The organism is Mesorhizobium sp. B2-1-8 (assembly GCF_006442545.2).
GTDB lineage: Bacteria > Pseudomonadota > Alphaproteobacteria > Rhizobiales > Rhizobiaceae > Mesorhizobium.
In genome coordinates this window covers 5,591,744-5,616,469 of record NZ_CP083952.1, presented here as the reverse complement: position 1 = coordinate 5,616,469, position 24,726 = coordinate 5,591,744, and the positions used below count along the sequence as shown (strand labels likewise).

Annotated in this window: 25 protein-coding genes; 14 read left to right on the top strand and 11 right to left on the bottom strand. The window is 63.6% G+C overall.

Features of this window, described 5'->3' with window-relative positions; all coding sequences use genetic code 11:
• Positions 1 to 2 precede the first annotated feature (2 nt).
• The 6 genes from FJ970_RS27650 to pcaQ all read right to left on the bottom strand — a co-directional run bounded on the left by FJ970_RS27650 (position 3) and on the right by pcaQ (position 5,823).
• Entirely contained in the window at positions 3 to 1,070 is a 1,068-nt protein-coding gene (locus FJ970_RS27650) for a branched-chain amino acid ABC transporter permease (RefSeq protein ID WP_140757736.1), read from the bottom strand.
• Positions 1,067 to 1,963 (bottom strand): branched-chain amino acid ABC transporter permease, encoded by an 897-nt coding sequence (locus FJ970_RS27645; RefSeq protein WP_140757735.1) that lies wholly within the window; start codon positions 1,961 to 1,963, stop codon positions 1,067 to 1,069. Before FJ970_RS27645 ends, FJ970_RS27650 begins: the two co-directional genes overlap by 4 nt.
• Positions 1,960 to 2,688, bottom strand: coding sequence for an ABC transporter ATP-binding protein (locus FJ970_RS27640; RefSeq protein ID WP_140757734.1), 729 nt, complete (start codon positions 2,686 to 2,688; stop codon positions 1,960 to 1,962). Before FJ970_RS27640 ends, FJ970_RS27645 begins: the two co-directional genes overlap by 4 nt.
• The gene (locus FJ970_RS27635) at positions 2,685 to 3,332 is read right to left on the bottom strand and encodes an ABC transporter ATP-binding protein (RefSeq protein WP_265336239.1); all 648 of its coding nucleotides are present in this window, start codon (positions 3,330 to 3,332) and stop codon (positions 2,685 to 2,687) included. Before FJ970_RS27635 ends, FJ970_RS27640 begins: the two co-directional genes overlap by 4 nt.
• Before the next feature lie 117 nt (positions 3,333 to 3,449).
• Positions 3,450 to 4,766, bottom strand: a complete 1,317-nt coding sequence (locus tag FJ970_RS27630) for an ABC transporter substrate-binding protein (RefSeq protein ID WP_140757732.1) — start codon at positions 4,764 to 4,766, stop codon at positions 3,450 to 3,452.
• Positions 4,767 to 4,905: 139 nt separating this feature from the next.
• Positions 4,906 to 5,823: a pca operon transcription factor PcaQ gene (gene pcaQ, locus FJ970_RS27625; protein ID WP_140757731.1), complete on the bottom strand. Its 918-nt coding sequence runs from the start codon at positions 5,821 to 5,823 to the stop codon at positions 4,906 to 4,908.
• Between the two features lie 93 nt (positions 5,824 to 5,916).
• On the opposite strand from pcaQ, the gene pcaD reads away from it, so the two are divergent.
• Genes pcaD through pobA form a run of 6 tightly spaced genes read left to right on the top strand, consistent with a single transcriptional unit; the run spans position 5,917 to position 10,735 of the window.
• Positions 5,917 to 6,729 (top strand): 3-oxoadipate enol-lactonase, encoded by an 813-nt coding sequence (pcaD, locus tag FJ970_RS27620; protein WP_140757730.1) that lies wholly within the window; start codon positions 5,917 to 5,919, stop codon positions 6,727 to 6,729.
• Entirely contained in the window at positions 6,722 to 7,132 is a 411-nt protein-coding gene (pcaC, locus tag FJ970_RS27615; protein WP_140757729.1) for a 4-carboxymuconolactone decarboxylase, read from the top strand. Before pcaD ends, pcaC begins: the two co-directional genes overlap by 8 nt.
• The gene (gene pcaH / locus FJ970_RS27610) at positions 7,125 to 7,877 is read left to right on the top strand and encodes a protocatechuate 3,4-dioxygenase subunit beta (protein WP_140757728.1); all 753 of its coding nucleotides are present in this window, start codon (positions 7,125 to 7,127) and stop codon (positions 7,875 to 7,877) included. Before pcaC ends, pcaH begins: the two co-directional genes overlap by 8 nt.
• Positions 7,877 to 8,491 carry a protocatechuate 3,4-dioxygenase subunit alpha gene (gene pcaG / locus FJ970_RS27605; protein ID WP_140757727.1) on the top strand — a complete coding sequence of 205 codons (615 nt, stop codon included), beginning with the start codon at positions 7,877 to 7,879 and terminating at the stop codon, positions 8,489 to 8,491. Before pcaH ends, pcaG begins: the two co-directional genes overlap by 1 nt.
• Before the next feature lie 19 nt (positions 8,492 to 8,510).
• Entirely contained in the window at positions 8,511 to 9,563 is a 1,053-nt protein-coding gene (locus FJ970_RS27600; RefSeq protein WP_140757726.1) for a 3-carboxy-cis,cis-muconate cycloisomerase, read from the top strand.
• On the top strand, positions 9,563 to 10,735 hold the full coding sequence (gene pobA / locus FJ970_RS27595; protein ID WP_140757725.1) for a 4-hydroxybenzoate 3-monooxygenase: 1,173 nt from the start codon (positions 9,563 to 9,565) through the stop codon (positions 10,733 to 10,735). The genes FJ970_RS27600 and pobA overlap by 1 nt, the downstream gene beginning before the upstream one ends.
• Before the next feature lie 66 nt (positions 10,736 to 10,801).
• On the opposite strand, the gene FJ970_RS27590 is transcribed toward pobA, so the two are convergent.
• Entirely contained in the window at positions 10,802 to 12,085 is a 1,284-nt protein-coding gene (locus tag FJ970_RS27590; protein ID WP_140757724.1) for a D-tagatose-bisphosphate aldolase, class II, non-catalytic subunit, read from the bottom strand.
• The gene (locus tag FJ970_RS27585) at positions 12,082 to 13,035 is read right to left on the bottom strand and encodes a sugar kinase (protein ID WP_140757723.1); all 954 of its coding nucleotides are present in this window, start codon (positions 13,033 to 13,035) and stop codon (positions 12,082 to 12,084) included. Before FJ970_RS27585 ends, FJ970_RS27590 begins: the two co-directional genes overlap by 4 nt.
• A gap of 249 nt (positions 13,036 to 13,284) precedes the next feature.
• On the opposite strand from FJ970_RS27585, the gene FJ970_RS27580 reads away from it, so the two are divergent.
• Positions 13,285 to 14,319 (top strand): LacI family DNA-binding transcriptional regulator, encoded by a 1,035-nt coding sequence (locus FJ970_RS27580; protein WP_140757722.1) that lies wholly within the window; start codon positions 13,285 to 13,287, stop codon positions 14,317 to 14,319.
• Here FJ970_RS27580 and FJ970_RS27575 read toward each other — a convergent pair.
• The 3 genes from FJ970_RS27575 to FJ970_RS27565 form a co-directional block, all read right to left on the bottom strand.
• A complete protein-coding gene (locus tag FJ970_RS27575; RefSeq protein WP_140757721.1) occupies positions 14,307 to 15,257 on the bottom strand; it encodes an alpha/beta hydrolase in 951 nt (316 codons plus the stop codon). The two genes, FJ970_RS27580 and FJ970_RS27575, sit on opposite strands and share 13 nt — an antisense overlap.
• Positions 15,258 to 15,274: 17 nt before the next feature.
• Entirely contained in the window at positions 15,275 to 16,423 is a 1,149-nt protein-coding gene (locus tag FJ970_RS27570) for a Gfo/Idh/MocA family protein (protein ID WP_140757720.1), read from the bottom strand.
• A 263-nt stretch (positions 16,424 to 16,686) separates the two neighbouring features.
• Positions 16,687 to 17,448, bottom strand: coding sequence for a DeoR/GlpR family DNA-binding transcription regulator (locus tag FJ970_RS27565; protein WP_140757719.1), 762 nt, complete (start codon positions 17,446 to 17,448; stop codon positions 16,687 to 16,689).
• Between the two features lie 162 nt (positions 17,449 to 17,610).
• On the opposite strand from FJ970_RS27565, the gene FJ970_RS27560 reads away from it, so the two are divergent.
• The 7 genes from FJ970_RS27560 to FJ970_RS27530 all read left to right on the top strand — a co-directional run bounded on the left by FJ970_RS27560 (position 17,611) and on the right by FJ970_RS27530 (position 24,725).
• A complete protein-coding gene (locus FJ970_RS27560; RefSeq protein ID WP_140757718.1) occupies positions 17,611 to 18,411 on the top strand; it encodes a class I fructose-bisphosphate aldolase in 801 nt (266 codons plus the stop codon).
• A 3-nt stretch (positions 18,412 to 18,414) separates the two neighbouring features.
• On the top strand, positions 18,415 to 19,365 hold the full coding sequence (locus FJ970_RS27555; protein ID WP_140757717.1) for a PfkB family carbohydrate kinase: 951 nt from the start codon (positions 18,415 to 18,417) through the stop codon (positions 19,363 to 19,365).
• A gap of 89 nt (positions 19,366 to 19,454) precedes the next feature.
• A complete protein-coding gene (locus tag FJ970_RS27550; protein WP_140757716.1) occupies positions 19,455 to 20,600 on the top strand; it encodes an ABC transporter ATP-binding protein in 1,146 nt (381 codons plus the stop codon).
• A gap of 111 nt (positions 20,601 to 20,711) precedes the next feature.
• Positions 20,712 to 21,959 carry an ABC transporter substrate-binding protein gene (locus FJ970_RS27545; protein WP_140757715.1) on the top strand — a complete coding sequence of 416 codons (1,248 nt, stop codon included), beginning with the start codon at positions 20,712 to 20,714 and terminating at the stop codon, positions 21,957 to 21,959.
• Between the two features lie 120 nt (positions 21,960 to 22,079).
• Positions 22,080 to 22,976, top strand: coding sequence for a carbohydrate ABC transporter permease (locus FJ970_RS27540; protein ID WP_140757714.1), 897 nt, complete (start codon positions 22,080 to 22,082; stop codon positions 22,974 to 22,976).
• Between the two features lie 6 nt (positions 22,977 to 22,982).
• Positions 22,983 to 23,825, top strand: a complete 843-nt coding sequence (locus FJ970_RS27535) for a carbohydrate ABC transporter permease (protein WP_140757713.1) — start codon at positions 22,983 to 22,985, stop codon at positions 23,823 to 23,825.
• A 78-nt stretch (positions 23,826 to 23,903) separates the two neighbouring features.
• Complete coding sequence (locus FJ970_RS27530) at positions 23,904 to 24,725, top strand: sugar phosphate isomerase/epimerase family protein (RefSeq protein WP_140757712.1); 822 nt, start codon at positions 23,904 to 23,906, stop codon at positions 24,723 to 24,725.
• Position 24,726 lies beyond the last annotated feature (1 nt).

Sequence of the window (24,726 nt, the reverse complement as noted above, 5' to 3'; positions counted from 1 at the left end):
GGTCATGCCTTCTCCTGATGCGGTGTGGTTTGCCGCGCGAAGGCCGCGTCGTCGGCTGGCGCTGCCGGGTTTCCGGGAAGCCTGACGCGGTAGCCGACCGGCAGCAGGCGCAGCCCGAAATGCTCTTCGATCGTCCCCCACAGGCCGCGCGGCAGGAACAGCGAGAACAGCACCGCAGTGGCGCCGAGGCCGACCAGGTACCAGACGCCGGTGCCGCCGAACCATGTCTCGATGAGGAAGAACACCACAGCGCCGAGAATGGCGCCTTCGAAAGTGCCGATGCCGCCGACCAGCACCATGAAGATCATGTAGGCGGTCCATTGCACATTGAAGTAGGTCTTCGGCTGGAAGGTGATGGACGTCGCCAGCCACAGCGCGCCGGCAATGCCGATGCCGAAGGCGGCAAGCATGAACAGCAGTCGCTTGGTGCCGGTGACGCGCACGCCGATCGAAGCTGCGGCATCTTCGTTATCGCGGATCGCGCGGATGGCGGCGCCGGTACTGCCGCGCAGCAGGCCGAAGAGGACAGCGAGCAGCGCCGTCATCGAGGCCAGCGCCAGCCAGTAGATCGTCACTCGCCTTATCGAGGCATCGTAGAGATTGAGCGAGATCAGCGACGTGCCGGTTTCGCCTTGCACCAGCCGGTCGAGATTGACCAGCAGATGGGTGAGGGCCGCGATCACCCACATGCCGATGGCGAACTCGCCGTTCCTGAGCTTCAGCATGAACAGCGACAGCGGCCAGGAAACCGCGCCGACGATAATTCCGGATGCAAAAAGCGCCAGGAAAGGGTTGAGGCCGGCATCGGCAAGGCGGATAGCGAAATAGGCGCCGAGCCCGAAGAACACTTGCTGGCCAACCGAGACCAGGCCACCGAAGCCGGCCAGCGCATTCCACATCGCCGCTAGGATCACATAGACGAACAGTGCCGTCATGCGGTCGACGGCGCCGGCCGACAGGAATTGGGGCGCGATGGCGAGCAGCGCGATGATGATCGCGACCGCAATCGCCGCGATCCGCGATGCCGCTGTACCGCGCTCGACGATGGGCGAGGTCGGAACGACGCTCATGGCGCACTCCGGGAAGGCAGGCGCAACAGTCCACGCAGGCCGAGGCCGGATGCCGAAAGCCGCACGAACAGCACGACAAGGAAGACAGCGTGGCCCCCGATCAGAAATCCCTGTGGATGCACTTGCGCACCGAGTGTCTGGGCCAGCGCCAGCACGATGCCGCCGATCAGCGTTCCCCACAGCGAACCGGCGCCGCCGATCACCGCCGCCTCGAAGGCGAACAGCAGTTGCGGCGCGCCGGCATAGGGATCGAAGGTGGCGCGCATGCCGAGGAACGCGCCGGCAAGGCCGACGGTGACCATGGCTATGGCAGCGGCAATGGCGTTGGCACGCCGCGCATTGACGCCGACCAGCCCGGCGGTGTCTGGGTCTTCCGAAGTGGCGCGGATCGAGCGCCCAAGCCGGGTGCGGCTCAAGAACAGCTGCAACCCGCCAAGCAGGGCCACGGCGGTTGCGAACATGATCACCGCCAGCTTGCCGACATAGACGCTGCCGGGCCATTCCCAGGAATCGTAGGACAGGCTGCCGATATAGGGCGCCAGCGAACGCGTGTTCGCGCCGAACTGCTGGAAGAGCATGTTATCGATGACGATGGCGAGACCGAACGTGGTCAAGATCGGCAGCAGCGCGCCGCCGCGCGCGCTGCGCTCGAGCAGGAAGCGCTGCAGCGTCCAGCCGATCACGGCCATCGCTGGCAAGACGATGAGCAGGCCGAGAAACGGTGAGACGTGGAACCGCGAGGCCAGAAACCACAGCGCATAGGCGGCGAGGACGGCAAGACTGCCATGGGCGAGGTTGATGATGCGCATCACCGAGAACATGAAGGACAGGCCGCAGGCGATCAGCGCGTAATAGCCGCCGAGCAGGATGCCCTGGATGATCTGGTTGCTCATGCCGGAACGCTCCCGGTGCTTTTCCGGTGCAGGCCGAAATAAGCTTTCGTCACATCCTCACGCGACACGCTCTTGCTGTCGCCCTCGAGCGCAATTCGCCCCTCCAGCATGCAGATAACCTTGTTCGAGACCGAAAGCGCCCGGTTGAGGTCCTGTTCGACCAGGATGATCGTCGTACCCGAACTGATTAGGCCCTGAAGTGCCGCGTAGACACGGTCGACGATCAGCGGCGACAGGCCGAGCGAAACCTCGTCGAACAGCAGCAGTTCCGGATTGCTCATCAGCGCCCGGCCGATCGCGGTCGCCTGCTGCTCGCCGCCCGACAGATGGCCGGTCTTGGCATGACGGCGCGGCTTCAAATTGGGAAACATATCGAGCACCTTGTCGACGTTCCAGTCGCCTGGCCGCCCAGCGGTCCTGCCGAGCAGAAGGTTCTCCTCGACCGTCATCCGCACGAACAGCTTTCGCCCTTCCGGCACCAGCGCGATACCTATGCCAACCCGTCCGTGTGATGGCACGCTGGTAAGATCGGCGCCGTCCAGCAGAACGCGGCCGGCCGCCGGCTGATGCGCGCCGGCGATGGCCCTGAGCAGCGTCGTCTTGCCGGCGCCGTTGGCGCCGACCAGCGCCAGCGTCTCGCCGCGCTCGACGCTGAAGCTCACGCCGCGCACCGCCTGCAGCAGGCCGTGCCGGACCACCAGGTTCTCGACCGAAAGCAGGCTCATTTCGGGCCTCCGCCGAGATAGGCGCGCACGACCTCGGGGTCGGCCATCACCGCTTGGGGTTCGCCATCGGCGATGATTTTCCCCGCATCCATGCAGATCAGCCGCTCGGCCACCTGCAGCAGGATATGCACGATGTGCTCGATCCAGACGATGCCGATCTTGCGGCGGCGCAACTCCTTGATCGTGTCGACCAGTTCGCCGGCCTCGCCGTCGGTCAGGCCGCCGCCGATCTCGTCCAGCAGCAGCAGCGTCGGTCTGGCCGCCAATGCGCGCGCCAATTCCAGCCGCTTGCGATCGAGCAGCCCTAACGTCTCGGCGCGCCGGTTGGCGACGCCAATCATGCCGCACAGTTTCAACGAGTTCAGCGCTTCCTCATAAGCCTCGTCGCGGCCGAGACCGGCACCATGCGACGCGGCGACGAAGACGTTCTCGAAGGTGGTCATGTCGCTGAACGGTTTCGGCACCTGGTGCGTGCGCACCAGGCCGAGCCGGCAGCGTTGCGTCGCCGGCAGGGACGTCACATCATCCCCCTTGAAACTGACCGTGCCCGAGCTTGGCGGAAAGGCGCCGCCAAGCACGCTGAGCAGCGTCGTCTTGCCGGCGCCGTTCGGGCCGACAATGCCGACCGCCTCGTCCGCTGCCATGGTGAAGTCGACGGCATCCAGCACCACGAGCGCGCCGAAGCGCTTGTGGATGCCGGCGGCGGCGAGAACAGCCTGTTGTTGCGGATGGGTCACCAGGCGTTCCTCGTCAGCGGTCCGTCAGCCGTTGTAAGGCAGAAGCTTTGCTTCGACAGGCACTTTCGGATCGGTGGCGTTCTCGGTCACGACGTAGTCGAGCGGGAACTTGGCTCCTTCCTTGGCGGCGATCCACTGCGTGCCGATGATCGGGCCGGGCGAGACATTGGCCACGGGGCCGCTGGTGAAGTCGACCTTGCCGATCATGGTCTCGGTGTTGAGCGTGCTCAGCGCCTTCGCCACAGCGGCCTTGTCCTTGGGGTCGGTGCTTGCCTTCATCGCCTCGAAGCCGGCGTCGAGCAGCGACATCGAGGCGCCGAGCTGCTGCGTCCACTGCTTGCCGCTCGTCGCTTCGTAGCCGTCGGCCAGTTCGGTTCCCGAAACGCCGGTCAGCGGCGACTTGTAGGGGAAGGCCTTGTGCCAGTAGGCGGCGCTCGAAATCTTCATGCCGAGGTCGCCGAGCGCCTCGATGTCGGACGGGAACAGCCCGGTCTTGGCGACCTGGCAGATCTTGATCTGCCTGATCAGGCCTTGCTGCGCCGCTTGGCGCCAAAAGGCGGCGAAGTCAGGCGGGATCGGGAAGGAGTTGAAGATCTCGACGCCTTCCTGCTTGAAAAGAGCGATCTGCGACGAATAGTCGGTGGTGCCGGTTTCATAGGCGCCCGGGTCGACGATGGTGAAACCCTGCTTGGCCAGCAGCGGTGCGAGATGAGCGCGGATGGCGTTGCCGTCGGCGTCGTTCGGATACATGACGCCGACCTTCTTGTTGGTCGCGATCAGGTTCCACTGCGAGACGTAGGCTCTGAAGAATTCGTCGACCCCGAAGCCGAAATGATAGGTCCATTTGAACGGCGAGGGCGCGCCGGGCTTGGCGCCACGGCCGAAATACCAGGCCTCCCACGGCATGACCGTCGACAGGCATGGCACGCCGGCGGCTTCGCAGGCATCGGCCACCGGATTGATCACTTCGGGCGTCGATGTCGCGAGCATCAGGTCGATGGCCTGATTGTTGATCAGGTCCTTGGCGAGCTGGCCCGCGCGGGAGGGATCCGATTGCGTATCCTGATCGAGGATTTCCACATTGTATTTCTTGCCGCCGAGTTCGATGCCGCCGGCCAGCGCCTTGCGGGCAAGATCGAGCACGTAACCGTCGGTCTCGCCGAAGCCGCCGAGCGGTCCGGTGCGCGGGCTGACGAAGCCGACCTTCAGCGTGTCGGCGGCCTGGGCGAAGGCCTTGTTGCCGCCAAGTGCCAGGGCAGTGCCGCCGGCAATCGAGGTGGCGATGAACTGGCGTCGCGAAATGCCGGAAATGCCGGGTTTGCTGCCGATAGAATGGGCCATATGTTCCTCCCTCTGTGGCTCCTCCATCGCCACAGTGCACCAGCGTTTTGGTTCGGTAAAATGATATTTTGCGGCGTTTCATTAACCTCTGGGTTAGCAGAGTTTCGATGAGACGAAGGGCAGTTGGCCGTTCAGTGTCTCAGTTGCCCGGCCTTGCCGCCTCGCGAATGGTTTGCAACAGGATGGAGAAGGCGGGCGAGGGGGCGGTGTCGGTGCGCATCGTCAGCCCGACCGGCCCCTTGGTTTCCTCGGTGTCGACCGGCAAGGCGACGAAAGCGCCGCTCGCGATCTCGTTGGCGACCACGCCGGCCGAAATGATCCACACCGCATTGCTCTGCCGCATGAAGGCGCGGCCGAACGAATCCGAGACCGTCTCGATCTCGGTGGCCGGCGCGGTCATGCCGTTGGTTATGAACAGGCGATCGACAAACGGCCGGATGACGGATTCCCGGGTCGGCATCAGCACCGGAAATTCGTCGAGGCTGGCGAAGATGTCGGCCCCCGGCTCCAGCAGCGGATGTCCGGCCCGCACCACGAACAGCACCTGTTCGGAGTAGAGATGCTCGAAGAAGAAACCGGTCATGTTCTCGGGTGCCGCCAGCCGCCCGACGACGAGATCGAGCGCGCCGGTGCGCAGTTGTTCGAGCAGCACGGCGTTCTCGCCGGTGACGATCTTGAGCGCGGCGCCCGTGTTTTCCCTCAGGAACAGGCTCATGGCCCGCGGCATGACCTTCGCCGACACCGTCGGCAGCGCGCCGATGCGGATCGGATGGCGATTGACGGCGCCGTCCTGGCGAACGGAATCGACGCCGCGCTTCAGAGCCGTAATCGCCGAACCGGCATGGCTGAGGAAAATCTCGCCAAGCCTCGTGACGCGGATGCCGCGCCCGTCACGCTCGACGACGGCGATACCGAGCGCTTCTTCCAGTTCACGCAGCGTCTTGGTCACCGCCGGAGCGCTGACATGCAGGAAGTCGGCGGCGCGAGCCACGCTACCCTGTCGTGCGACTTCCAGGAATGCCTGCAGGTGGCGGAACCGGATGCGGCTCTCGGACATGGATTTGATAACCCCTGAGTTAATGAAACGGCGCAAAATATCATTTTACCGAACCAAATGCCTTGTGCAATGTGGAGATGGAGGATCGAAATCGTGCCATTCGTTACCCTTGGCGGCATCACGCTGCATCACCGATATGTCGAGGCGAACGGCAGGACGCCACCGGTGGTGTTCATCAATTCGCTCGGCACCGACTTCCGCATCTGGGACGAGGTCGTTGCGCTTCTGGCCGGCGAGATGTCTCTGCTCGTCTATGACAAGCGTGGTCACGGCCTTTCCGACAATGGCGGCGGCGTGCGCTCCATTGACGACCATGCCGACGATTTGAGCGCCCTCATCGACCATTTCGGTTTCGACAGGGTTGTTCTGGTCGGACTGTCGGTTGGCGGCATGGTCGCGCAACGCCTCTACGCCCGCCGGCCGGAGATCGTCCAGGGCCTGGTCCTCAGCGATACGGCCCACAAGATCGGCACTGCCGAGAGCTGGAACGGCCGCATTGCGACCATCGAGCGCGACGGCATCGAGGCGATAGCCGACGGCGTGATGAAAGTGTGGTTCACGCCGGATTTCCATGCCGCGCGCGCCGCCGACCTTGCCGGCTGCCGCAACATGCTGACCAGGCAGGCGCTGCCTGGCTATGTCGGAACCTGCATGGCGGTCCGCGATGCCGACTTGACCGAGGCCGCGCGCCGCATCGCGGTGCCGACGCTCTGCATCGTCGGCGACAAGGATGGCTCGACGCCTCCCGATCTTGTCCGCTCGCTGGCCACTCTGATCCCTGGCGCGCGCTTCGAGGTGATCCGCGACGCGGGACATATCCCTTGTGTCGAACGGCCCGAAGCACTCACCACCTTGATCCGCGACTTTGTTGCCTCGCTTCCCAAGGGAAAGCCCGCTCATGGATGATGTCTCCAAAACCCCCAACCGATACCGGACCGGGGTCGAAGTCCGCCGCGCCGTGCTCGGCGATCCGCATGTCGATCGGGCCGAGGTAGCTGCCACCGATTTCGACCAGCCTTTCCAGGACCTGATCACCGAGGCCGCCTGGGGAACGGTGTGGGCCAGACCAGGCTTTTCGAAGCGCGAGCGCTCGATCGTCACGCTGGCGTTGCTGGCGGCACTCGGCCATGATGAGGAGGTCGCCTTGCATGTGCGCGCCACCGCCAACACCGGAGCGACGCGCGAAGATATCTGCGAAACGTTCCTGCATGTCGCCATCTATGCCGGCGTGCCGGCGGCCAACCGTGCCTTCAAGATTGCCAAGGAGGTGTTTTCGGAAATGGACGGGGACAAGGCTGCTCATGGCTGAGCCGGGCTCCAACCGGACGCCGGAAACCGGCGCCTTCTTCCAGCGCGACCGCCAATGGCATCCGCCGGCGTTCACGCCGGCCTACAAGAGTTCTGTGCTGCGTTCTCCGCAGAAGGCATTGCTGTCGTTCGACAACACGCTGTCGGAACTGACGGGCCCTGTGTTCGGCCATGCCATGATCGGCGAACGCGACAACGACCTGATCCACAATTTCGCCAGGCCAGGCGAGAGCGCCATCGGCGGGCGCATCATCGTCCATGGACGGGTGCTCGACGAACGCGGCGTTGGCGTGCCCGGCGCTCTGCTCGAATTCTGGCAGGCCAATGCCGGCGGCCGCTACCGCCACAAGAAGGACGGTTATCTCGCGCCGCTCGATCCGAATTTCGGCGGATGCGGCCGCACCATCACCGGCGAGGACGGCTCCTATGCCTTCCGGACCGTCAGGCCCGGTCCTTACCCCTGGCCGAATGGCCCAAACGATTGGCGGCCGGCACATATCCACTTTTCGCTTTTCGGCCACGGCTTCGCGCAGCGGCTGATCACGCAGATGTATTTCGAGGGCGATCCGCTGATCTGGCGCTGTCCGATCGTCGGCGGCATTCGCGACAAGGCGGCCGTCGAAGCGCTGATCGCCGCGCTCGACATGCAGTCGACCATCCCGATGGACGCGCTTGCCTACAAATTCGACATCGTGCTGCGCGGGCGCCGCTCGACGCTGTTCGAGAACAGACCGGAGGGCAATTGATGGCGCAGTCGCTCGACCGGCCGAAGGAGAGCCCTTCGCAGACCGCCGGACCTTATGTCCATATCGGGCTGACGCCGAATTTTTGCGGCATCGGCGGCGTTTATGAGAGCGACCTTGGCGCAACAATGGTCAATGAACGGACCAAGGGCGAGCGCATCGAGCTGCGCATTCGCGTGCTCGACGGTACCGGCACGCCCCTGAAGGACGCGCTGATCGAGATCTGGCAGGCGGATGGCGACGGGCTCTACAATTCGCCTGCGGAGATGCGCGGTGCCGCCGATCCGAATTTCCACGGCTGGGGCCGTTGCGCGACCGACATGGAAACCGGTCTCTGCGCCTTCGAGACCGTCAAACCCGGTCGCGTGCCGTTCCGCGACGGCCGCCTGATGGCGCCGCACATTACACTCTGGATCGTCGCGCGCGGCATCAACCTCGGTCTGCACACACGGCTCTATTTTTCCGACGAGGAAGAGGCCAATGCCGAGGACCCGATCCTGGCCCGCATCGAGCACCGCATCCGCGTGCCGACGCTGATCGCCGAGCGCAAGGACAACGCTTACGTCTTCGATGTCCATCTCCAGGGGGAGAAGGAAACGGTCTTCTTCGACAGCTGATGGACGCAAGGAGCAGGACATGACCGTATCGCCCTTCGACCATCCGCTGCTTTCCGGCCTGCTCGGCGACGAGGAAGCGGCGCGGCATTTTTCGGTGGAAGCCGACATTGCCGCGATGATCGCCTTCGAACGCGCGCTGACCGAGGCCGAGGCCGACTGCGGCATCATTCCCAGGGAGGCCGCAGCGGCGATCGTCAAGACGCTTGCCTCGTTCCGGCCGGATACCGGCAAGCTGCGCGCCGGCGTCACCAGGGACGGCGTCGTGGTGCCCGAACTGGTGCGCCAGATCAAACTGGCCGTCGGCGAACCGCATGGCGGTTCCGTCCATTTCGCCGCGACCAGCCAGGACGTCATCGACACCAGCCTCATGCTTCGGCTGAAATCCGTCGCCGAGCATCTTGGCCTGCTACTGACCGAGACCATAATAAGGCTCGCCTCGCTCGAGGAGCGCTTCGGGGGCAGGGCGCTGACCGGGATGACCCGCATGCAACCAGCAGTCCCGATCACGGCGGCGGATCGCGTGACGGCGTGGCGGGCGCCGCTGCAGCGGCATCAGGAGAGACTGTCGGAACAATTGGCGCGCCTGCTCGCCGTGCAGTTCGGCGGCGCCGCCGGAACGCTGGAAAAGCTTGGCGACAAGGGGCCGGCGGTGCGCGCGGCGCTAGCGGGCAGGCTCGGCCTTGCCGATGCGCCGCAATGGCACAGCCAGCGCGATGCGCTCGCCGATCTTGCCGGCCTGATGTCGCTGATAACGGGAAGCCTCGGCAAGTTCGGCCAGGACATCGCGCTGATGGCGCAAGGCGGCACCGATATCGAGCTATCGGGCGGTGGCGGCTCGTCGGCCATGCCGCACAAGCAGAACCCGGTGAGGGCCGAGGCGCTGGTGGCGCTTGCGCGTTTCAACGCCACGCAGCTTTCCGGCATGCATCAAGCGCTGGTGCATGAGCAGGAGCGCTCGGGCGCGGCCTGGACGCTGGAATGGCTGCTGCTGCCGCAGATGATCGTCGCCACCGCCGCATCCTTGCGCCTTGCCGCCGAACTGGCCGCGCGGATCGAAAGTCTCGGCCACTGATGCGCACCCAGGTTCTGATTGTTGGCTCGGGACCGTCCGGCCTGCTGCTTGGGCAGCTTCTGGCCGGCATCGGTGTCGAGACGGTTATCCTCGAGCGCTCCAGCCGCGAGCATGTGCTCGGCCGCGTGCGTGCCGGTGTCTTGGAGCAAGGTACCGTCGAATTGCTGGAAGAGGCTGGTGCGGCAGCAAGGCTGCATGCCGAAGGCTTGCCCCATTCCGGCATCTCGCTCGCCTTCGACGGGCGCCTGCACCGCATCGATCTCACGGCACTCACAGGCGGCAAGCATGTCACCGTCTATGGCCAGACCGAGGTGACGCATGATCTGATGGACAAGCGCGACGCGATGGGGCTCGTCACCGTCTATGAGGCAGCCGATGTCCCGCTGCACGATTTCGATGGCGCGGCGCCGTTCGTCACCTATGAGAAGGACGGCATCACTCATCGCATCGATTGCGACTTCATCGCCGGCTGTGATGGCTATCACGGCGTCAGCCGCAAATCGGCGCCGGAGCGCGCGCTGAAAACCTTCGAGCGGCAATATCCGTTCGGCTGGCTGGGCGTGCTGGCGGAAGTGCCGCCGGCCGATCCTGAACTGGTCTACGCCAATCACGAGCGAGGCTTTGCGCTGTGCTCGATGCGCTCGACGCATCGCAGCCGCTACTACGTGCAATGCCCGCAGGGCGATCGGGTCGAGGCATGGTCCGACGATCGGTTCTGGGACGAATTGCGCCGCCGCTTGCCGGAGCGGACGGCAGCAGGCGTCACCACCGGGCCGTCCTTCGAAAAGTCGATCGCGCCGCTACGCTCCTTCGTCGCCGAGCCGATGCGTTTCGGCCGGCTGTTCCTGGTCGGCGACGCCGCCCATATCGTGCCGCCGACGGGCGCCAAGGGGCTCAATCTCGCCGCCAGCGACGTGTGCTATCTCTTTGCCGGTTTGCGCGACTTCTATCGCGAAAAATCCATGGCCGGCATCGACGCCTATTCGCAAAGGGCGCTGGCGCGGGTGTGGAAGGCGGTCCGCTTTTCCTGGTGGATGACGACCATGCTGCACCGTTTTCCCGACACCGGCGATTTCGGTCAGCGTATCCAGGAGGCCGAGCTCGATTACCTCGTGCACTCGCGCGCGGCCTCGACCGCATTGGCGGAAAACTATGTCGGCCTGCCTTTCTGAAGGCGGCTATCCATGGCGCTGCGCGGCGAAGATCGCTGGCCGGGCATCGGCGCCGATCATTGGGGCCTAGTCCGTTGCGCTGGCGTAAATGTCGAGAACCTCAGTCACGCTTGCGATCAGGAGTTCGCTGGCTTTTGGCGCGACGGATCCGCTCGCCACCACGCCGTCGAGACGGCCGAGATACTGGCTGATCAGGGGAGAGGGGATGTCGCGCTCGCCCAGCGCCTGCATCAGCGCGTTCACGGCCTGCCGAGCCGCCTGCGCCGGCCAGTAGTAGCGGATACGGTCGCTGTAGGAGAAATGCCGCTCGATCCGCTGCTCGGCCTCGCTGCCATGATAGTAGTTCTTCCAATTGCCCGGCGCCGCCAGCATGACGCGCTCCATCGCCGCCGGCAGGTTTTCGCGCGCCGGGTCAGGAACCAGAATGTCGGCAATATGGCTCAGGCCATAGAGCGCTTCACGCAGCGCGAAGGTCAGCCATGGTCCGACTTTCAGGATGGCGAAGCCATCGTCGACAAGTGCGCTCAGCGCTTCGACCGGCTGGTAGTCGGTCGAGTGGGCCTCGAAGACGAATTGCGGCAGGTCCCGCAGCGTGCCGGCGAGCGCCCGGGCGCGTTCCGGGCGGTAGGCGATCACCTCGGCATTGCCGAATTCGACACCCGGCTGCACAACGACGCCGATCACCCGCGAGAAGGCATGGTCGAGGCCACGCCGGCTGAAGGCAGCGCGATGAATGCGCACCGTCTCACCCGCTGCCTCCGGTGTCGTCACCGCCAGATGGTCCATCGCTTCCAGGGCGCCGCCCGGCACCGGCACTTCCGTGCCGATGACATAGACAGGCCTGGTGTCGCCTGTTCGTTCGACCGCGGCCTCCGCCACCTCGGCCAGTACGGCGGCGCGCGCGGCGATCGTGGCGTCGGGCGGTGCAGCGCCTTCGCCGGCGCAGCCCATGCTGGCGTCCAGGTGGATCTTGGTGAAGCCGGCCTCGGCATAGGCATCCACCATGCGCGATGCCTTTTCCATGGCCTCGGGCGCCGCCAGGTGCTTCCAGGGGTTGGGGCCCAGATGATCGCCGCCGAGCACCAGCCTGTCCAAGGGAAAGCCGGCCTTGCCGGCGATCGTCTCGACGAAGCGGCGGAAATCGCCTGGTGTCATGCCGGTGTAGCCGCCTTCGTGATTGACCTGGTTGCAGGTGGCCTCGATCAGCACATCGGCGCCGCGCGCCTTGCCGTGGCGCAGCGCCGCTTCGATGACCAGCGGATGGGCCGAGCAGATCGAGGCGATGCCGGCGCGTTCGCCAGCCGCACGGCGCTTTGCAATGGCGGCCAGCCTGTCGGTCGCCTGGCTCATGCCGGTGTTCCGGTCCTGGCGGTCGCGATGAACGCCTCGACAGCGGCCAGCGAGGCGATGCCTTCCATCGGCCCCTTCTTCGTCACCGCCAGCGCGCCGCAGCCATTGGCGATCTCGAGCGCCTTTTCGGGGGCTTCTCCACGCAGCCAGAAGGAGACGAAGGCTGCCGCAAAACAGTCTCCGGCGCCCGTCGGGTCGATTTCCTCGACGACGAAGCCGGGTGACGCGATGCGCCCTGACCGGTCGTAGTGGACGGCGCCCTGCGCGCCCTTCTTGACGACCACCGCCGAGATGCCGCGGTCCAGCATTTCGCGCGCCGCGCTCTCCTCGTCGGTTGCCTTGGCGAAGGTGAACAGTTCCGGCCCGCTCGGCAGGAATACATCGGTCTTCGACAGCACGAAATGCAAGGCGTCGCGCATGCCTGGCAGATCGAGCATCTCCTTGCGGATGTTGGGGTCGAAGGAAACCGTGCCGCCGCGCGTCTTGACGGCTTCGATCCCGTTGCGGGCGACCTCGATCACCTCGGGCGAGAACAGCGATGTGCCCATGACGTGGAAATGGTCGGCGCCGGCCAGCAGCGCGCGCGCTTCCGTGCCGATCTCGATCAGCCCGGCGGCACTCTGCTTGATGTTGTAGACGAAGTGCCGGCTGCCATCGCTCTCATAGGTGACGAAGGCGGTTCCGGTCGCGGCACCCCGATGGATCTTGATGGCCGAGATGTCGGCGCCGTCAGCGCGCAGGCGCTCTATGTTCAAATGTCCGAAATCGTCGTCGCCCACTGCCGCGATCAGCCCTGCAGGCTGACCGAGCCGCGCCGCCTGGTCGATGAAGATGGCGGGAGCGCCTGACGGAAACGGACCGATCAGCGGGCCGGGAGCGCGAAAACTCTGGCCGATCCGCTCGGCCATGATCTCGACCAGGATCTCGCCGGCGCAAACCAGTTTCTTCATGTCCTCACCATCTGCCGGACGGTCGGCTGCCGCGTGCTCCCCTATGTCCGTGCGGTTCAAAACCTAAGTCGTCGTTTTCAGAGCGTCAATAAATAATTTGACGTGCGCAATTCTTTTGCGTTGTACTGGAAACGTGAAAATTTGACTGAATAAGTTCGGTCAAGCAATGCTGCCTCACCGCGACGGTCGCAAGACTGATTCTGGCCAGGGCGCGAAGGCTAGCATTGAGAGTAAGGGGCTGAAATATCGATGGCGGAGAAGACCCACCGCACGATGGATGATTTCGCCAGGGCGTCCGGCGTGTCGCGGCCAACCCTGTCGAAGTATTTCGACGATCCGGCCAGCGTGAAGCCGGCGACACGGGCGCGCATCGAGGCGGCGCTTCGTTCCTCGGACTATCAGCCGAACGTTTTCGCGCGCAATCTCAACCGCAAGCGCACCCGCAATGTCGGCATCGTCGTGCCGACGATCACCGATCCGTTCTATGCCGAGATGGTCAGCCGCATCGAACTGCGCTGCCGCGAGGAAGGGTTTTGGCCGATCGTCATTTCCTCGCACGGTTCGCCGAAGCTGGAGGCGGAGTCGGTGAGGACGCTGATGTCACTGAAGGTCGCCGGCGCCATCGTCGCTCCTTTGGGAATAGTCTCCGAACCCGGCGTCTTCGAGCGGATGAGCGAGGACATTCCGATCGTCTATTTCGACACCTACATCGAGGGCGACACGCCGTTCGTCGGCAATGACAACCACCAGAGCACCTCGACGATCGTCGATTATCTCTGCCGGTCCGGCGAACCGCCGGTCTATGTCGACATTCCGCACGTCAACCACAATTCGAGCGAACGGCTGCAGAGCTATATCGACACGATGCACGCCGCCGGCCTGGAGTCCGTCGTTCTCAAGGCGGCGGGCGACTACAGCTGGGACTTCGAGCGCATCGGTCACGAATGGATGGACAGGACGCTCGAGAAAGGCGGTCTGCCGGCCCGCACGCTGCTCTGCGCCAATGACCGTCTCGCCTTCGGCGTGATGTCGGCTGCCTTCTCGCGCGGGCTGAAGATCGGCCGCCGCGCCGATTGCGATTTCCGTGTCGCCGCTCACGACGATCATCCGCTGAGCCGCTACACCTGTCCCGCGTTGACCACCATGGCGCAGGACTTCGCCGCCATGGCCGGCCGCAGTGTCGAGATCCTGCTGGCCTTGCTGGACGAGGCTGACCCGCCCGGCCAGGATCTGGTGCGCAACGTCAAGCTTGGCGCGACCCTGGTGATGCGTCAGTCGGCCTGAGCACGCGTCTGCCGCTGAAGCCAGGCCGCCGCCTCGCTCACCGCTTGCCGCGCGGCCAGGATGTGGCGGCCCATCGAGACGAAGCCGTGGATCTGACCCGGCCAGTGCCGCAACGCCAGCGGCACTCCTTCGGCCTGCAGGCGCCCGGCATAGGCCGTGCCTTCGTCGACAAGGATGTCGTGGCCGGCGATCACGACGAAGGCCGGCGGTGCGCCGGCAAGGCTGGAGGCCAGCAGCGGCGAAACGCGCCAGTCCGCGATATCGTCCGGCGTTCGCACATAGTGGTCGCGGAACCAGGCCATGGTGGCGGCGGTGAGCCCGAAGCCGTCGCCGAAACGCCGGCAGCTGTCCGCCGTCTGGCGGGCATCGGTGTTGGGATAGATCAGGATCTGGGCGGCAAGCGGCGGCGCCAGCCCGTCGCGGGCAAGCAACGCCAGCACGGCGGCAAGGTTGCCGCCGGCGCTATCGCCGGCAACGGCAATGCGGCCTGAGTCGATGCCGAGTTCGCCGGCGTTCCCGGCCATGAAGCGCAGCGCTGCCGCGCAATCCTCGAGCCCGGCGGGAAACTTGTGCTCCGGCGCCAGCCTGTAGTCGGGGCAGACGACCACGGCGTTGCCGAGATTGGCCAGCCAGCGGCAGATTTCGTCATGCGAATCGAGATTGCCGATGACCCAACCGCCGCCATGCAGGTAAAGCAAGGCGCGCGCGCCGGTACGCGGAGTGCCTATACCGCGATGGATGCGGATCGCGACCGGGCCGTTCGGCCCGTCGATCTGCCGTTGCTCGGTTGCCGTGACCGGCTCGTGCTCGCCCTGCTGGGTCGGGAACGAAGCGATATACGCGGCCCGCGCCGCAGCCACGCTGCCATTCTCGAACGGTTCGCCACCGGCGGCCCGGCCGATTTCGAGCGCACGCAGTGCATCCGGATCGAGTGTCATCGTCATCTCCGTGCGGATCAGGCGAGCAGGCCGCGTGCCTCGTCTTCGCTCAGCAGGGTCGGCTGGACGACGTCACCGGCAATGGCGACCGAGCTTTTCGTCTCGCCCGAATGAAGGATCGCTTCCATGATCTCCAGCACATGCAGCGCCAGAGTGCCGGAAGCGCGAGGCGTTGCCCCAGTCTGCAGCGATCGCACCAGGTCGGCGACGCCGAGCATCCGGTAATTGGCGCGGTCGGGCGCCGCGTAAGGCCAGTTGCGGGCGCCGTAGAGTTCGCCTTCGCTGGCGAAATCCTTCCAGTCGGCGCCGCGTTCGGAGAGCGACACCGTGCCGCCGAACGTGTCGGGGTCAGGCAGGCGCAGAGAGCCCTCGGTGCCGTGCAACTCGATCGGATGGTTGGAATGTTTGAACACATCCCATGAGGCACCGAAGGTGACGGTCGCGCCGGAGCGGAATTCGAGCAGCGACAGCACGTTGGTCGGCGTGCCGACCTTGAATTTGGTGTTCTTGAACGGCCCTTCGGCCGATATCAACCGTTCCTCCTGGCCACGCGTCGCCATCGCCATGACGCGCGCGACCGGACCGAGCAGGTTGACCAGCATGGTGAGATAGTAGGGGCCCATGTCGAATACCGGGCCGCCGCCCGGCTGGTAGTAGAATTGCGGATTGGGATGCCAGTGTTCCATGCCGCGTCCCATCATGAAGGCGGTGCCGGCGACAGGGCGGCCGATGGCGCCCTCGTCCATCAGGCGGCGCGCTTTGCGTCCGGCGGCGCCAAGGAACGTGTCAGGCGCCGAGCCGAGCAGCAGGCCACGCCTGGCCGCCTCGGTCACCAGGCGGCGGCCGTCGCTGGCCGAGGTTGCGAGTGGCTTTTCGGTGAAGACATGCTTGCCAGCAGAAAGGGCGGAGAACGAAATGTCGAAATGCGCCGCCGGGATGGTCAGGTTGAGGACGAGGTCGATTTCGGGGTCGGCCAGGAGCGCATCGACGCCGAGAGCGCGAATGCCGTATTCCTTGGCCCGCAACGCCGCCATCTCGGCCGAAATATCGGCGCAGGCGCGGAATTCGATGCCGCCGAAAAGCGCGGCATTGCGCAGGTAAGTCATCGAGATGTTGCCGCATCCGATGACGCCGATGCCGAGTTTGGCCTGTGATTTTGCCTGCATTTTCTGTCGTACTCTCCCCAATGCGGTCACGTCTGCCCGATCCGTCGCGACGATGCCGGATCGCAATCGAAATCGCTATACAACATTTTAAATATTGACGCGCGTAAAATTTTTATAGAACATGCGGAAATGCTGGCGGGACATCGGGAGGCTGCCAGCCCTGGGAGGAGAAGATGAGAGGCAGGAAAATACGGCTGGCCGATACGAATCCCGTGGGCCATCCGCATCGGATCTTTCGGTTGCGGGCATGGACCGCGACGGGTTCAGGCATAGATCACCATGGCCCCCGTTCTATCCAGCTGGCTGCGTATTGGGCCGGGCAGGCCATCGTCGGTGATCACCACATGGACGCTCGACAGCGAAAATGCCTTGGAGGTCCCGCTGACGCCCCATTTGCTCGAATCCGCAAGGAGGACAACGCGCCGGGCCATGCGCACCAGGTTTCGCTTCGTTCGCGCCATGTCTTCGTTCACGTCGACCACATCCAGTGACGAGTCGATCGCGTGCGCTCCCACGAAGACCTGATGCGCCACCAAGCCGCCGAGAGCCGTGTCGGCATCGGTAATCAGCGTGCTCACCGTGTCTGGATAGACCCGGCCACCGATCATGTGCACGTCGAGCCCGGGCCGATGCATCAGATGCTGCACGATATTCATCGCCGTGGCCGCGACCACGACATTGTTGAGTGGCGGTAACTGCATGGCAACCTGCATCAATGTCGAGCCGCCGTCGAAGAGGACCGATTGGTTGTCCTCGAACAGTTCTACCGCTGCCCGGGCGATGCGTTTCTTCGCATCGAGGTTCGTTTGCATCCGCCGGGCGAACGCGGCCGTAGTCGAATCCGTGGTCCGGGTCACCGCCCCTCCACGGGTCTTGGTCAGTAGTCCCTTGCGGTCCAGTATCTCGAGGTCGGAGCGCACCGTGACTTCCGACACGCCAAAATCGTCGGACAGATCCTTCGTGCGAACCTGTCCGCTGCGTTGCACCTCACTCAGGATCGATTGGCGTCTCTGCTCCGACAACATTGCCCTGTCCTTGCCTCCATGCGCCGAGCAATCGCCCCGGCCTCGACCCACCTTACCAAAAATACGCAAATTCGAAAGCTTTCGAAAGATTGCATTTATCGTTTCTTTCGCAAACACTGGTTCCAGGATTTTGAAACCAAACGATTGGGACTTTTTGCACTCATGAGCCTAGGAACCAAAGTGCGCCTTGCGCGCCTCTTTTCGCATCCATCGGGAAATCTTTTTGGCGGCGCGGTCGACCACTTTGTCGGCTATGGCGACGTGCGCAAAGGAGGTCTTGCCGATCTGCCGGGCGCGCTCGCTCGCGTCATGGTGGGCAAACCCGATTACGTCAGCATCCAGCCCGGCACCGCGCGCCATCTATGGCCGCAATACGCGGGCAAGGCTTCCCTGGTCATCCAGGCCGGCTGCTTCACCCCGGACGATCGCATCAGTGAGCTGATTGCAACGCCCGAGGATGCGGTGCGCGCTGGCGCCGATGCGTTGGCCGTGGCCATTCCGGTACGCGGCGCGACCGAGGGCAAATACATACGCTGGCTGACCGATTCGGTGAATGCAGCGGCCCGCTACGGCATGCCGGTAGTCGCGCATATCTACCCTCGCGATTTCACCGATGGGGCAAAAATCGTCTTCACCCCCGACGAGATCGCCTATGCGGCGCGCATCGGCTACGAGTCCGGCGTCGACGTGATCAAGATCGGTTACACGGGCGATTTCGAGTCGTTCCGAGAGACCGTTCGGACCTGCCCGGTGCCGGTTGTGATCGCGGGTGGCCCGAAGACAGATACGCTGCTCGGCGCCCTTCAGCAGACGGCGGACGCCATCCGTGCCGGCGCGCGCGGTGCCGTGGTGGGCCGCAATCTCTGGGGGCATGGCGATCCGCAGAAGGCAGCGATTGCCTTTCGGGGCGTCATCCATGACGGCCTTTCGGCGCAAGACGCCCTGGCAAGAGCGGGTGCCTGAACGATGCACACCGTCCCTTCAATCCTCGGCTTCGGAGCTATTGCGATCGACGACATCGTCTATGTCGATCAGCCGTTGTCGGCGGGCAAGGGGAAGGTTCTGCAAAGCACCAGAGCTTTCGGCGGAAATGTCGCGACGGCCCTTGCCGCCGTCGCGCGGCTCGGCGGAACCGCCGGGTTCGTCGGATGGCTGGGCAGTGCCGAGGACGACGCCGTGCTGTGCGATCTCGTTGCGAGCGGCGTTGAAACTGCATTCGCGCCGCGCCACCCGCACGCACGTCCGGTGCGCTCGCGGATCACCGTCGGCTCGGATGGGGAGCGGTTCATCGCGTATGACGACGAAGCGATGCTGGGCACCGCGCCGGACTTTCCGGACGAGGTCCTCAGCCGCGCGACAGTCCTGATCGTGGATAGTTACGCGATCCGGTCGCTGGATGTCGTGGTTCGGGCTCGCGATCTCGGCCTTGCGATCCTCGGCGATATCGAATGGAGCAGCGGCCCGGCCACCGAGAGACTGATCGCGCTCTGCGACCATCTCATTCTTCCCCTCGGCTTTGCGCGGGCTTTCACGGGGTGCCGATCGCCCGCCGAGATGCTCGATGCATTGTGGTTGCCGTCGCGGTTCGCCGTAGTTCTGACGGATGGCGGCAAGGGCGTCTATTATCGCGGACGCGACGAGACCGGGCTCTGGCACCTGCCTCCGCATCGGGTCGCCGTCGTCGATTCGACCGGCGCCGGTGACTGCTTTCACGGCGCCTATGCCCTTGCATTGACGCGCGGGGCCGACACCGCAGGCCGGGTCGCATTCGCCGCCGCAGCGGCGGCCCTTTCGATAACGGGGCGGGGCGGGCGCGAAGCGCTTCCGACCGACGGCCAGGTGATGGAATTCCTGGCATCGACGAACGCGCCGTCGGCAGTCGAATTGAAATATACGCAGCTCGATACCGGAACATAGCCTGAAACTGTCCGAGGAAACATTTCACAGGCGGAATAAGCCAAGGAGCACAATAAAAATCAGTGGCTTAGACTTGTGGAGGGAGGAAGATGGCAGAAGTCATTCTTGAGAATATCTGCAAGACCTACGGGAACAATTTTCGCGCAATCGACCACTTGAACCTGTCGGTCGAGCACGGTGAGTTCTTGATTCTCGTCGGGCCGTCCGGCTGTGGCAAATCCACCGCGTTGCGGATGATCGCGGGATTGGAGGACATCACCAGCGGCAGCCTTCGGATCGGCGGTACCGACGTCGTCGACATGCCGCCCAAGGACCGCGACATCGCGATGGTCTTCCAGAGCTACGCGCTCTACCCGCATATGACCGTGTTCGAAAACATCGCCTTTTCGATGCGGCTGGCAGGCAAACCCAAGGCCGAGCGCAAGAAGCGCGTGGACGAGATCGCCAAAACCCTGCAATTGACGTCGCTGCTGGACAGCAAACCCGCAAACCTCTCAGGCGGGCAGCGTCAACGGGTTGCCATGGGCCGCGCCATGGTGCGCGAGCCGGCCGCCTTTCTCATGGACGAACCCCTTTCCAATCTGGACGCGAAACTGCGTGTTCAAATGCGCGCCGAAATCACCAGTCTGCAAAAGCAGCTCGGCGTTACGACCATTTACGTGACCCACGACCAAACCGAAGCGATGACGATGGGGGACAGGGTCGCGGTGTTGAAAGGCGGCGTGCTGCAGCAGGTTGACACCCCAAAGAGACTCTATGAATCGCCGGTGAACGCCTTCGTTGCCGGCTTCATCGGTTCTCCTTCGATGAACCTTTTCGAGGCAACCCTGAAAGGCAGCGAACTGATTTCCGGCACCTTCGCCATCCGGCTGCAGGATGAGGCCTTCGTGCGCAGGCCGGGCTTGAGATCGTATGCGGGACGCAAGGTCGTGTTCGGGGTCCGACCGGAGCATCTCTATGACAGCAACCTCGAATCCGGCCGCAAGTATCAGACGATACCGGCAAAGGTGACCTCGATCGAAGAACTCGGGTCCGAGCACATCGTCCATCTGAACATCGAAGCGGTCCGGGTGGACTCCGGCGACCCGGACGCGGTGGATGATTTCGGCCGGGCGTCGAACGCGGTGGCGAAATTCGAACCGGTCAGCGCAGTCCGCTCCGGCTCGGAAATCCAGTTGGCCCTGGATGACTCCAAGCTCCATTTCTTCGATCCCGAGACGCATCTGGCGATCTGAAGATCCGCGGCAAGGCCCGCAGGCGAGAGCGAGGCGTCTGCGTAAGAAGACTTCTGAATAACCAGACGATCGGCAGCATTGTGCGGCCGATCATAAAAGAAGGAGGAGAAAATGACCTTTCGTATAAAACCCGCGATGCTGAAAATAGCCGCGGCCGCGTGGTTGCTTGGCGCAACCGGCGCCATGGCGGACACGACGCTGGAATTCACCCAATGGTGGGAGCCCGAATTGCCGGCTGGCTCGCTCAGGGCAATCATGGACGATTTCGAGGCCGCGAACCCCGGAATCAAGGTGACGCTGGTCAGCGGCCCCTACGCGACCACGCGAGACCAGATCTCGGTTGGTGCTGCAACCGGAACGCTCAGCGACGTCGTCGGTCTCGACGGCGCATGGGTGAACAATCTGAATGCGCAGAACGCGCTCGCCGACATGAACCCGATGATGGATGCGAGCAAATTCGACAAGAGCCAGATCGCCGACATCATCAAGGTCGATGGCAAGGCGGTGATGTTCCCGGTCGCTTCGTTCGTCTATCCGGTCTTCGTGAATATGGACCTCGCCGCCCAGGCAGGCGTGACCAAGCTGCCGTCGACCCGCGCGGAATTTCTCGAAGCCGCCAAGAAGATGACGCACGCCGACAAGAACCAGTATGGCTGGGTGCTGCCCCTGTCGCTGCAAACGCCGTCCGGTGTCCAGAACGACATGATGTCGTGGGTCTGGGCTTCGGGTCAATCGATGATGGCGAACGGCAAGCCCGACCTCGAGGGCAAACCGGTGGTGGACATGCTCACCTTCGTCAAATCGCTCAACGACGCCGGCACCATCTCGCCCGGCATCGCCACCAAGACCGAGCAGGAAAAGGTCGAGGAATTCGTCAACGACCGCGTCGGGATGATGATCGACTCGCTCGCGCATGTGAACCTTATCCGCAAGCGCAATCCCAAGCTGAACTTCGACCTCATCCCGGTTCCGGTCGTGGAAAACTATACGGGAAAGCGCGGCCTTCCCTATGCCTCCTGGGGCATCGGCATCTCCGCGGCCTCGAAACACCAGGAGGAGGCCTGGAAACTCGTCCAGTATTTGATGAGCGAAAAGGTGAACGCCAAGCTCGTTTCGCTTGCAAACGCCTTCCCGGGCAACGTCAACGCCAAGCCTGACTTCGTGACGTCCGACAAGGCTTTCGGCAAGGCTTTCGAGATCTTCAAGACCGGCTATCTCGCCAACGAGTTCACGGGCCTGCCGGTGGCTGAAGACCTGATGACCCAGTTCGACGTGCAGGCGCAAAAAATGCTTGCCGGTGAGCAAACGCCGGAAGAGGCGGCCGCTGCCGCGCAAAAGGCCTGGATGGCGAAATTCTGATCGCCATGCTCCGCTCTTGCGGCCCAATTGCCGGCTGGCCTGCCATTAGGCGGGCCAGCCGGCAAATGACGAACCTGAATGGTATTTGAAGCTCTTTTCTCTTGTCGCGAGGTTGGCACCATGACCCGGCAGAAGCGCTCCCATCACAAGCTCAGACGAGCTGTGGCGCCCTATCTCTATCTGTCGCCCTCGCTGCTCATAGTCGGGCTCCTGATGCTGTTGCCGATGGTCACGGTGATTGCCTATTCCTTTCAGAACAGCGCGGTACTGCGCCGCGATCCATCCTTTGCCGGGCTAAAGCACTACCAGGCGATCTTTGACGATCCCGTGTTCTGGGCTTCGCTGTGGCATACGCTCTATTTCACGTGCATGAGTGTCGTTTTCCATATGACCATCGGCATGATCTTCGCACTCATGCTGAACAGCGACCGTATCAATCCGACGCTGCGCAATGTGCTGCGCGTGCTCTACATACTGCCATGGCTGTTCACCGCGGTGATCATCGCGGTGATCTGGCGCCTCCTGCTTGAGCCGAACGGTGTCGTGAACAGCATTCTCATGCAGATGGGCATCATCGGTTCCAAGGTCGAGTGGTTTTCCTCGCCCGAGACCGCGCTTCACGCCGTCACTTTCGCCAATATCTGGGCGGGCTACCCGCTTTTCATGGTCAGCCTGCTCGCAGGCCTGCAAGGCATTCCTAAGGATTTCTACGAGGCCGCCGATATCGACGGGGCGAAGGCCTACCAGAAGCTGATCTTCATCACCATCCCGCAGCTGATGCCGATCATCATCAGCATCTCGCTGCTCGATTTCATCTGGACCATGCAGGTCTTCCCGTTGATCTGGATAACCACGGGCGGCGGTCCGATCTACGCGACCGAGGTCCTCAGCACCTACACCTACAAGCTGGCGTTTTCGAGCTACAACCTGTCCCAGGCGTCTGCGAGCGCTGTGGTCATCCTGCTGATCTCTCTCGGACTGACGTTGTTCTATATTCGCTATCAGCGGGCCAGGTAGGACGCCATGAGGAAGCGGAATTCTGGCAAAGACAAGCTGATCACCGTCGCGCTGCATGTCGCTCTTGCGGCTGGACTGTTCTTCGCAGCCTTCCCGATCTACTGGATGCTCAGCAGCTCGTTCAAGTCGAATACCGAAATCTTTGCCCTGCCTCCAACCATCCTGCCGAAGGCCTTCACGCTGGAAGCGTATGCAGCCATCCTTGGCGATCCGGTGAAGCTGCGTTTCTTCTTCAACAGCTACTTCGTTGCGGGAGCGGTGACCGTGCTGACGGTGCTGATCGCCTTGCTGGCGGCCTATGGGTTCAGCCGCTTCAACTTCCGCGGCAAGGGCAGCCTGAACACAATCATCATCAGCACGCAGACGATCCCGCCGATCACGCTTTTGATCCCCTTCTTCGGGCTTGTCGTCTCGTACGGCATCTTCGACACCTATGCCGCGCTGATCCTGACCTACCTGGTGTTTACGTTGCCCTATGCGATCCTGCTGATGACAGGGTACCTGAACACGTTGCCACGCGATCTCGATGAAGCCGTTGCCGTTGACGGCGGCACGAGTTGGACGGCGCTCTGGCGGGTGATCGTCCCGATCTCACTGCCTGGTATCGTGGCGACGTCGGTCTACACTTTCTTGTTGTGCTGGAACGAATTTCTCTTTGCGCTGACGCTGACGAAGTCGACGTCCATGCGCACCGTCCCGATCGGCATACAGCTGTTGATGGGGCAGCACGCCTTCGAATGGAACCAGATGATGGCGATGAGCGTGCTCGGCTCGCTGCCGCTCTTGCTCATCTACCTCGTTGCCCAGAGGTTCTTCCTAGCCGGCATGACCGCGGGCTCGGTCAAGTAGGATGTTCATTCCAGCGCCATCATCGAAGGGCTGGCGCAGGGCGGCATCAAGGAATAGGCGGGATCAAGGAATGAAAGGATGAACGTGAAAGACCTCAAAGTCGGCTGCCAGACCTTCACCTGGGAAATGCTGGGAGACCGGTTCACCGGCGGCCCCGACGATCTGTTGAAGGCGATCGCGGATGGCGGCTATGCCGGCATCGAGATTACCGACACCATGATCGGCCGCTACGCCGGCAAGCCGGCCGAGTTCGCCGCCGCGCTGAAATCGTCCGGCCTGGCGCTGGTTTCCTTCGCTTTCGGCTCGAAGAGCGGCTTCACGCTGAAGGATGAGATCGGCGCCGACCTCGAAACCGCCAGGCGCTGGATCGATTTCGTGGCAAACTTTCCCGATGCGCTGGTGTCGATGGGCTCGGCGACCGTCGTCTCCGACGGGCCGCGCGACGACAAATTCGCTATCGCGGCCGAGCTGTACAACAAGGCCGGAGAGCTCGGCCGCATGGCTGGCGTCCAGGTCGCGGTGCATCCGAGCTCGCACCACAATACGCTGCTGTTCGACCGCGCCGATTACGACGCGATCTTTGCCTTGCTCGACCCCGATCTGGTCGGCTGGGTGCCGGATACCGGCCACATCCTGCGCGGCCACAAGGACATGGCCGACACGCTCACCACCTACCGCGACCGCATCCGCTATATCCACCTCAAGGACGTCGACGCCAAGGGCACATGGGCGATGCTGGGCGAAGGCGTCTGCGACACGCCTCGAGTCATCGAGATCGCCGGTACCGCGTCGAACTTCAACGGCTGGCTGGTGCTGGAAGAAGAATCCGACACCGCTGCCGCCGATCCGGCCGGTGCGGTCAAGACCAACCGCCAGACGATGCGCGGCTACGGGGCCTGAG

What these genes read in the sequence shown, in the direction of transcription:
- FJ970_RS27645 (WP_140757735.1), bottom strand. Translation starts at nt 1,963, where the DNA reads ATGAGCAACCAGATCATCCAGGGCATCCTGCTCGGCGGCTATTACGCG.
- FJ970_RS27550 (WP_140757716.1), top strand. Translation starts at nt 19,455, where the DNA reads ATGGCAGAAGTCATTCTTGAGAATATCTGCAAGACCTACGGGAACAAT.
- FJ970_RS27530 (WP_140757712.1), top strand. Translation starts at nt 23,904, where the DNA reads ATGAACGTGAAAGACCTCAAAGTCGGCTGCCAGACCTTCACCTGGGAA.
- pcaQ (WP_140757731.1), bottom strand. Translation starts at nt 5,823, where the DNA reads ATGTCCGAGAGCCGCATCCGGTTCCGCCACCTGCAGGCATTCCTGGAA.
- FJ970_RS27590 (WP_140757724.1), bottom strand. Translation starts at nt 12,085, where the DNA reads ATGAGCCAGGCGACCGACAGGCTGGCCGCCATTGCAAAGCGCCGTGCG.
- FJ970_RS27580 (WP_140757722.1), top strand. Translation starts at nt 13,285, where the DNA reads ATGGCGGAGAAGACCCACCGCACGATGGATGATTTCGCCAGGGCGTCC.
- FJ970_RS27555 (WP_140757717.1), top strand. Translation starts at nt 18,415, where the DNA reads ATGCACACCGTCCCTTCAATCCTCGGCTTCGGAGCTATTGCGATCGAC.
- FJ970_RS27540 (WP_140757714.1), top strand. Translation starts at nt 22,080, where the DNA reads ATGACCCGGCAGAAGCGCTCCCATCACAAGCTCAGACGAGCTGTGGCG.
- FJ970_RS27535 (WP_140757713.1), top strand. Translation starts at nt 22,983, where the DNA reads ATGAGGAAGCGGAATTCTGGCAAAGACAAGCTGATCACCGTCGCGCTG.
- pcaH (WP_140757728.1), top strand. Translation starts at nt 7,125, where the DNA reads ATGGCTGAGCCGGGCTCCAACCGGACGCCGGAAACCGGCGCCTTCTTC.
- FJ970_RS27565 (WP_140757719.1), bottom strand. Translation starts at nt 17,448, where the DNA reads ATGTTGTCGGAGCAGAGACGCCAATCGATCCTGAGTGAGGTGCAACGC.
- FJ970_RS27585 (WP_140757723.1), bottom strand. Translation starts at nt 13,035, where the DNA reads ATGAAGAAACTGGTTTGCGCCGGCGAGATCCTGGTCGAGATCATGGCC.
- FJ970_RS27560 (WP_140757718.1), top strand. Translation starts at nt 17,611, where the DNA reads ATGAGCCTAGGAACCAAAGTGCGCCTTGCGCGCCTCTTTTCGCATCCA.
- FJ970_RS27600 (WP_140757726.1), top strand. Translation starts at nt 8,511, where the DNA reads ATGACCGTATCGCCCTTCGACCATCCGCTGCTTTCCGGCCTGCTCGGC.
- FJ970_RS27570 (WP_140757720.1), bottom strand. Translation starts at nt 16,423, where the DNA reads ATGCAGGCAAAATCACAGGCCAAACTCGGCATCGGCGTCATCGGATGC.
- pcaC (WP_140757729.1), top strand. Translation starts at nt 6,722, where the DNA reads ATGGATGATGTCTCCAAAACCCCCAACCGATACCGGACCGGGGTCGAA.
- pcaG (WP_140757727.1), top strand. Translation starts at nt 7,877, where the DNA reads ATGGCGCAGTCGCTCGACCGGCCGAAGGAGAGCCCTTCGCAGACCGCC.
- pobA (WP_140757725.1), top strand. Translation starts at nt 9,563, where the DNA reads ATGCGCACCCAGGTTCTGATTGTTGGCTCGGGACCGTCCGGCCTGCTG.
- FJ970_RS27640 (WP_140757734.1), bottom strand. Translation starts at nt 2,688, where the DNA reads ATGAGCCTGCTTTCGGTCGAGAACCTGGTGGTCCGGCACGGCCTGCTG.
- FJ970_RS27575 (WP_140757721.1), bottom strand. Translation starts at nt 15,257, where the DNA reads ATGACACTCGATCCGGATGCACTGCGTGCGCTCGAAATCGGCCGGGCC.
- FJ970_RS27650 (WP_140757736.1), bottom strand. Translation starts at nt 1,070, where the DNA reads ATGAGCGTCGTTCCGACCTCGCCCATCGTCGAGCGCGGTACAGCGGCA.
- FJ970_RS27630 (WP_140757732.1), bottom strand. Translation starts at nt 4,766, where the DNA reads ATGGCCCATTCTATCGGCAGCAAACCCGGCATTTCCGGCATTTCGCGA.
- FJ970_RS27635 (WP_265336239.1), bottom strand. Translation starts at nt 3,332, where the DNA reads ATGGCAGCGGACGAGGCGGTCGGCATTGTCGGCCCGAACGGCGCCGGC.
- FJ970_RS27545 (WP_140757715.1), top strand. Translation starts at nt 20,712, where the DNA reads ATGACCTTTCGTATAAAACCCGCGATGCTGAAAATAGCCGCGGCCGCG.